This is a genomic window from Streptomyces tateyamensis, from assembly GCF_003205575.1.
Taxonomy (GTDB): Bacteria; Actinomycetota; Actinomycetes; order Streptomycetales; family Streptomycetaceae; genus Kitasatospora; species Kitasatospora tateyamensis.
This window is the reverse complement of record NZ_PYBW01000041.1, coordinates 21,114-28,532: the sequence shown is the minus strand read 5'-3', so window position 1 is coordinate 28,532 and position 7,419 is coordinate 21,114. Positions and strand designations below refer to the sequence as shown.

Below are 7,419 nucleotides of genomic sequence, written 5' to 3'. Positions count from 1 at the left end.
CCATCGAGCTGGAGTACCGGGTGCCGAACGCCCAGTGGGTCCCCAGCTACCGCCTCGACCGACACCCGGGCAGCGGCGGCACCCTTACGCTGCGGGCCCTGGTCGCCCAGCGCACCGAGGAGGACTGGAGCGCGGTGCGGCTCGCCGTCTCCACCGCCGATCTGCACCGCCCGGCCGAGCTGCCCAAGCTGCGCTCGCTGCGGATCGGCCGCCGCCAGCCGGTCCCGCCCGTCTCCGGCTGGCGCGAGCCGCCCAGCGGCCTGCCCGGCCTCTTCACCGACTACGACCGGGTGCAGCGCCCAGAACCGCCCATTCCGGTCGCCGCCCCCGCCCCGGTCGCCGCCCCCACCGCCGCACCTGTCAGGGCCCGCGGCCCGTACCCCGGCGGCGGTGCCCCCGCCGCACCCCTCGCCTCCGGCGGGCCGCCGCCGGCCCCGGCCTTCGCCGCCGCGCCGCAGGCCCTCTCGCTCGACGTGCAGTCCACCAGGGGCATCCGCCGATCCGCCGCTGTCTCCGAGGCCGGCTTCGGCGGCGCCGAGGCCGCGAAGAAGGCGCTCCCCGTCCCGCCGGAGCCGGTCGGCCCGGTCCCGGGCAGCGAACTGCTCGACTACGCGGCCCTCACCCTGGCGGGGCCCGAGGAGGGCCGCGCACAGCGCGGTCGGCTGCGCCCCGTCCGGCGCCCCGAGCAGCCGGTCCACCGCTCCCCGCAGGAGCCCCCGGCGCACGCGGTCTCCCCGCGCCAGTCGGCCGGCTCCTTCGACCAGCGCTTCGACGCGGCCGGCCGGGTCGACCTCCCGGCGGACGGGGTCTGGCACACCGTCACCCTGACCGAGCTGCCGGTCACCCTGGCCGCCGAGTACGTCTGCGCCCCCGCCGTGGAGCTCGCGGTCTTCGCCAGCCTGCTGCTCACCAACTCCTCCCCGCACGCCCTGCTGGGCGGCCCGCTGGAGGTCTCGGCGGACGGTGCCTTCCAACTCTCCACCGCGCTGCCCACGCTGGCGCCGGGCGCCACCCGGCGGATCGGTCTGGGGGTGGCGGAGAGCGTGCGGGTCAGCCGGCGCACCGAGAGCCGGGAGTCCAGCACGGGCCTGCGCTCCACCACGACCGTGGTCACCGAGCGGATCCACGTCGAACTGGCCAACCGCCTGCCCCATCCGATCACCGTCGAGGTGCGCGAGCGGATCCCGGTCAGCGAGGAGCGGGAGCTGCGGATCGAGGAGCTGCCCAGCACCCCGCCCTGGGCCGCACCGACCCGGCCCGAGCCGGAGGATCCGGCGGGCGCCCGCCACTGGCGGCTGGCGCTGCCGGCCGGCGGCACTGCCGTGCTCGACGCGGGCTACGAGCTCCGCTTCCCGGCCGGCCGAGCCCTGGCCGGCGGCAACCGGCGGAGCTGCCCGCCCCCCCCCGCCCCGCCGAATCCGACCCTCCTCACCCCTCCCGGCCCGACGGCCTCGGCATCCTCGGAGAGCTGACGTGACCACCCAGACCGCCACCCCTGTCCCGGCCACCCCGGCCCCCGTCCCGCTCCCCGTCACCGCTGCCACCTGCCTGGAGGACCGCGCCCACCTGGAGCGCACCGCCACCCTCGCGCTGCCCGCCGGGACCACACGGCTGCTGCTCGGCCCGCTCTCCCCGCTCGCGGTGGACCACACCCTGCGCACCGCCCTCTCCGACCCCACCGTGCGCGTGCTGGACGCCCGGCTGGCCCGCAGCTGGACCCCGCCCCGGCCCGGCCCGCCCGCTCCCGAGGCCTCCGAGCTGCGCCACCGCCTGCACCAGCTGGCCACCGCCAAGCGGGCGTTCGAGGCCGAGCAGCACCGGCTGACGGCCCGGCTCGCCCTGCTCGACCAGCTCACCGCCGAGCTGCTGCGCGAGGTCGGCGAGGGCACCGGCTTCGACCAGCCCGAGCCGCAGCGCTGGCAGGCCGAGCTGGCCCGGGTCGAGGCCGACCAGGACGCGGCCACCGAGCGCCTGCAACAGGTCCGCTTCGAGCTCGCCGAGGTCGGCAAGCGCGAGCGCGAGGCCTCCGTCGCGCTTGAGCAGGCCGAGCGCGAGCCGACCGAGCTGCTGGCCCACCTGGAGCTGACGGTCCAGGCCGAGCAGCCCACCAACTGTGAGCTGACGGTGCGCCACCTGACGGCCTGTGCGCTCTGGCGCCCCGCCTACCGCGCCCGGTTCGCCGACGGCGAGCTCCGGCTGGAGGCGGACGCGGTGGTCTGGCAGGCCACCGGTGAGGACTGGAGCGGGGTCCGGCTGACCTTCTCCACCGCCCGCTCCGCCCTCGCCACCGCCCCGCCGCTGCTGCGCGAGGACCGCCTGCAGCTGCGCGAGCTCAGTGCCGAGGAGCGCCGCACGGTCGAGGTGGACCTGCGCGAGGAGGACATCGCCGTCGCCGAGGCCGCCCTGGGCGCGCTCGCCCCGGCCGAGCTGCCCGGGGTGGACGACGGTGGTGAGGTCCAGGTGCTGTCCGCCCCCGCCCCGGCAAACGTCCCGGCCGACGGGCGGGCCCACCGGATCCCGCTCGGCGCCTTCCAGGTGCCGGCCGGCGCCGAGCGCATCGCGGTGCCGGAGCTGTCCCCCGTGGTCGGCGAGCTGGTCTCGTTCCGCAACCCGGCCGACCACCCGTTGCTGGCCGGCCCGGTGGAGCTGGTCCGCGACAGCGGCTACCTCGGGCGCGGCCAGCTGCGCTTCACCGCCGCCGGGGCCAGGGCCGAGCTCTCCTTCCCCGGCAGCGACGACTACCGGCTGCACCGCGAGGTCGAGGAGCACCGCACCAGCACCGGGCTGGCGGGCCTTGGCCAGCGTTCGGTGATCACCCGCACGGTGCGGGTGCACGTCTCCCGGCTCACCCCGCCCGAGGAGGCGGGCGAGCAGAGCATCACCCTGCGCGAGCGGATCCCCGTTTCCGAGCTGGCCGCCGTCGAGGTGCGGCTGCGCGAGTCCGCCTGCGACCCGCGCCCGGACGAGGTCGACGCCGAGGGCGTGGTCCGCTGGGAGCTGGCGCTGGCCCCGAACTCCCGACGGACCGTCACCTTTGTCTACGAACTGACCGCCACCGCCAAGGTCGCGGGGCTGTGATGCCCGGGAGTGTGCTCGGCCCCGCGGTCACCGGGGTCAGTAGCGTCGCAGGGCTCCAGCGAGACGGGGGAGGTACAACAGACCTATGATCCTGCACCTCGCACCCCTGGACGACTGGCTCCGTGACCCCGGCCGACCGTACAGCGCCGCCTCACTGCTGACGGACGGGTTCATCCACTGCTCCCCGGACGAGCCCACCGCCCTCGCCGTGGCGAACCTCTTCTTCGCCAAGACGCCGGATCCGCTGATGGCCCTGCTGATCGAGGAGGATTTGGTGGATCCGATGGTCCGTTGGGAGGCTCCGAGCGGGGAGCGCCCGCCCGGAGCCTCGCCCGACGTGCTCTTCCCGCACATCTACGGCCGGCTCAACCGCAACGCCGTGGTGGGTCTGGAGAAGCTGGTGCGCGGCACGGACGGCCGCTGGGGCCAGCTCACCCCGTGGAGCTGACCGGCCGGCGAGGCCGGGCCGACCTGACCACGTGCCAGCTCTGACCTGACCTGGCGTCAGGCCTGAGCAGCTGCCAGACCTGACGCCAGGTCGGCCCGCGCAGCGCCGCCCTGGCGAACTACAGCCAGCCCCGCTCGCGCGCCGCCATCCCGGCCTGGAACCGGGTGGTGGCGCCGAGCTCGCGCATCAGCGCCTGCAGCCGCCGCTGGGTGGTGCGCGCGCTCCACCCCAGCGAGCGCGCGATCGACTCGTCGGTCAGCCCGGCCGCCAGCAGCCCGAGCAGCTTGCGCTGGTCCGCCTCCGGCTCGCGCAGCCCGGGCTCGGCGCCGAGCGCCGCCTGCAGCGGCACCGCCCGGTCCCACTCCGCCTCGAAGAGGCCGTCCAGCGCTTGCAGCAGCGCGGAGGGGTGGATCACGTAGGCGGCGTCCAGCACGCTGTCGCCGGCGCTGATCGGGATGACCGCCATCCGGTCGTCCGACATGATCATCTTCATCGGGAGGGTGGTCCGCACCCGGGACTCCTCGCCGTCCGCCGCGCCGACCAGGATCTCGTTCTCCAGCCGCCCGGGCCAGGCCACCGCCTCGCGGTCGTAGACGGTGCGGAACCGCACCCCCTCCTTGAGCTTGCGGCGCAGCCGGGTCAGGTAGGAGGCGGCGTCCTGCACGTCCTGCACGTAGGGCGGGCAGTCGAAGCCGCGCACCTGCTGCAGGCTGGTGTCCTGCAGGTACTCGATCCGCTGGGAAATCGCCTCACCGCCGGTGAGCACCTCCACCGAGCGGGCCGGGTCGGTGAACCGCGAGGCCTCGCGGAAGGCATCCATCAGCCGGTGCATCTCGGCCCGGGCCTGGCGCAGCTCCGCCTCCCGGTGGCCGATCAGGGTGCCGATCGCCACGTCGGGGGCCACCGCCAGGTAGCGCTCCCGGTCCACCGGCGCCCGGGTGGCCATGCCCTGCTGGGCGAGCCGGCTCAGCGCCTTCTCACTCTGCGGCAGGGACAGACCGCAGCGCTCGGCCAACTCGGCAGCGGTGGACTGCGGGGCGGCCACCAACGCGGCGTAGACCTGGCCGTCGGACTCGGACAGGCCGAGTGCGTTGAAAGCGTCAAGCATGACGCTCCCTCCCCCGTGTGGCGATTTCACGCCATTCGGCGCGCAATGTTTCCGTGGCAATCTTGTGCCACGAGCGATCCCCTTGACAAGCCTGGGCGATCGAAGCTGTCTGGACAGCTGCGCCGACAACGCCGAGGGCCGCGCACGTCACCGTGCGCGGCCCTCGGTCGGCGAGCCCTCGGGCTACCGGGGTACCCCGGCCCTTACAGGCCGACCTCGTGCATGAGCTGCCCCACCTCGGGGTTGGTCAGCCGCCGCAGCCAGCCCGACTTCTGGTCACCGAGCGCGATCGGTCCGAAGTGGGTGCGCACCAGCTTCTCCACCGGGAACCCGGCCTCGGACAGCATCCGGCGCACGATGTGCTTGCGCCCCTCGTGCAGGGTCACCTCGACCAGGTAGTTCTTGCCGACGTTGGAGACCACCTTGAAACTGTCGGCGCGGGCGAACCCGTCCTCCAGCTCGATGCCCTTGGCCAACTGCTTGCCCAGGTCGCGCGGGATCGGGCCCTGGATCGCGGCCAGGTAGGTCTTGGTCACGCCGTAGCGCGGGTGGGTCAACCGGTGCGCCAGCTCGCCGTGGTTGGTGAGCAGGATGATTCCCTCGGTCTCGGTGTCCAGCCGGCCCACGTGGAACAGCCGGGTCTCCCGGTTGGTCACGTAGTCGCCCAGGCACTGCCGCCCGTCGGGGTCCTCCATGGTGGAGACCACGCCGGCCGGCTTGTTGAGCGCGAAGAACAGGAAGGACTGGGTGGCCACGGTCAGGCCGTCCACCTTGATCTCGTCGTGCTCCGGGTCGACCCGCTTGCCCTGCTCGGTCACCGTCGAGCCGTTGACCGCGACCCGGCCCTGCTCGATCAGCTCCTCGCAGGCCCGTCGGCTGCCCATGCCGGCCCGGGCCAGCACCTTCTGCAGCCGCTCGCCGGCCGGCTCGTCGAAGGTCTTGGGCAGCTTCACGGCCGGCTTGTCGTGCCGGGCCAGCACCGCGTCCTCGATCTTGGCCTGCAGCTCACGGGAGCGCTGCGGCTGACGGCGCGGGTCACCCGGGGCACCCTGGCCCTCGCGGCGCGGCCGCGGCGCCGGCCCGGGACGGCGCCCGGCGAAACCGCCGCGGGCCGGAGTGGCGTTCGGGCCACCACCGAACTCGGGCCGGTCGTACCTGCGCTCCTCGGGACGGAGCGGTCGGTCGGGGTACCGGCGGTCGTCACGCCGATCGTCACGGCGGTCATCGCGCCGGTCGTCCCGGCCCCGGCCACCGCCGTACGAGCCGCCGCCGGAGGACCCGGCGGAGCCCCGACCGCCCCCGTAGGAGCCGCCGCCCCACGAACCGCCACCGCCCCCGCCGCAGGGACCGCCGCCGCCGCGGCCCCCGCTCCCGCCCCCCGTCCAACCTCCGCACCCCGCGGCCCTGCCCCCCACGCCCCCCCCGCCCCCCCCCCCCCGGAGGGCCCCCCCCCCCCGCCGCCCCGCCCCCCCCCCCGCCAGGGACCCGCCGCCGCTGCGGCCCCCGCCCCGCCGCCGTACGAACCGCCGCCGCCCGAGGACCCACGGCCACCGCCGCCACCGCTGCCGCCGTAGGAGCCGCCGCCACCGCCGTAGGAGCCGCCACCACCGGACGAACCGCGACCGCTACCGCTGCCGCCACCGCCGTAGGAGCCGCCACCACCGGACGAACCGCGGCCACCGCCGCTGCCGCCGTAGGAGCTGCCGCCGCTGCGGCCACCGCTCCCGCCGCCGTACGAACCGCTGCCCCCACCGCGCTGCCCGCCGCGGCCGCCACCGCCGCCGCTGTTCCTGCCGTTACCGCTACCACTGCTACGCATCAAATGTCCGTACGTCGTCGTTGTACCTGGGAAGTGCGGGTCGTGCCGGCCGACCTCACTGCACTTCCCGTGCGCTGGCCGCGGCCACCGCATCCGCGACGGCGCTGCCTTCGAGGGACTCCGCTTCCACGTCGTCGACCTCGGGCAGGAAGGGCGCGAGCTCCGGCAGCTCATCCAGGCCGCGCAGCCCCATCCGTTCCAGGAAGTAGTTCGTCGTCCGATACAGGATCGCACCTGTTTCGGGCTCGGAGCCGGTCTCTTCCACCAGCCCTCGCTGTACCAGGGTACGCATCACGCCGTCACAGTTCACACCGCGTACCGCTGAGACCCGTGATCTGGACACTGGCTGGCGGTAGGCGACCACCGCCAGAGTCTCCAACGCGGCCTGGGTGAGCCGGGCCTGCTGACCGTCCAGGACGAACCGGTCCACCACCGAAGCGCAGGCCGCCCGGCTGTAGAAACGCCAGCCCCCGGCCACCAGCCGCAGCTCGAAGCCGCGCCCCTGGTCGGTGTACTCCTGCGCCAACTCCCGCAGCGCCGCGGCCACCTCGACGCGCGGCCGACCGAGCACCTCGGCCAGCCGGGCCTCACCGATCGGCTCGTCGGCCACCATCAGCACCGCCTCGATCCCCGGCCGCAGCGCCACCTCGGGGACCTCGGCCGCCGCCTCCGCGGCCACCACCGCTGCCGCGCCCACCGGCTCGGCGGCCTTGCGCGCGCGGGGAGCACGCCCCACGCGCCGCCCAGGTGCCTCGGGCTCGGACTCGGGCTCGGTGGGCCTGGGCACGGCGAGCTCGCGCACAGCGCGCTCGGGCTCAGCGAACTCGGGCTCAGCGAACTCGGGCTCAGCGAGCTCAGGCTCAGCGGGCGGCGCCGGCTCGGCCTCCAGCACGGCCGTAGGAGCCGCCGGAGCAGGCACCAGCACGGCTTCGTCCGCCGGCTCGACCCAGTCCTCGCCCGCCTCCC

Annotated in this window: 6 protein-coding genes; 3 read left to right on the top strand and 3 right to left on the bottom strand. The window is 75.2% G+C overall.

The genetic code is table 11. The features are described from left to right. The 3 genes from C7C46_RS13470 to C7C46_RS13460 form a co-directional block, all read left to right on the top strand. On the top strand, positions 1-1,472 hold a 1,472-nt coding region (locus C7C46_RS13470; RefSeq protein WP_110669200.1), incomplete at its 5' end, for a DUF4139 domain-containing protein. A 1-nt stretch (position 1,473) separates the two neighbouring features. Continuing rightward, positions 1,474-3,078 carry a DUF4139 domain-containing protein gene (locus C7C46_RS13465; RefSeq protein WP_110669198.1) on the top strand — a complete coding sequence of 535 codons (1,605 nt, stop codon included), beginning with the start codon at positions 1,474-1,476 and terminating at the stop codon, positions 3,076-3,078. Between the two features lie 85 nt (positions 3,079-3,163). Beyond that, entirely contained in the window at positions 3,164-3,526 is a 363-nt protein-coding gene (locus tag C7C46_RS13460) for a DUF952 domain-containing protein (RefSeq protein ID WP_110669196.1), read from the top strand. 118 nt (positions 3,527-3,644) lie between these two features. Here C7C46_RS13460 and C7C46_RS13455 read toward each other — a convergent pair whose 3' ends face one another. From C7C46_RS13455 to scpB, 3 genes are all read right to left on the bottom strand, one after another. Beyond that, positions 3,645-4,634, bottom strand: coding sequence for a helix-turn-helix domain-containing protein (locus C7C46_RS13455; RefSeq protein ID WP_110669194.1), 990 nt, complete (start codon positions 4,632-4,634; stop codon positions 3,645-3,647). 203 nt (positions 4,635-4,837) lie between these two features. Then, entirely contained in the window at positions 4,838-5,587 is a 750-nt protein-coding gene (locus C7C46_RS37545; protein WP_342775399.1) for a pseudouridine synthase, read from the bottom strand. Between the two features lie 921 nt (positions 5,588-6,508). Then, positions 6,509-7,066, bottom strand: coding sequence for an SMC-Scp complex subunit ScpB (gene scpB, locus C7C46_RS13440; protein WP_342775400.1), 558 nt, complete (start codon positions 7,064-7,066; stop codon positions 6,509-6,511). Positions 7,067-7,419: the final 353 nt, after the last annotated feature.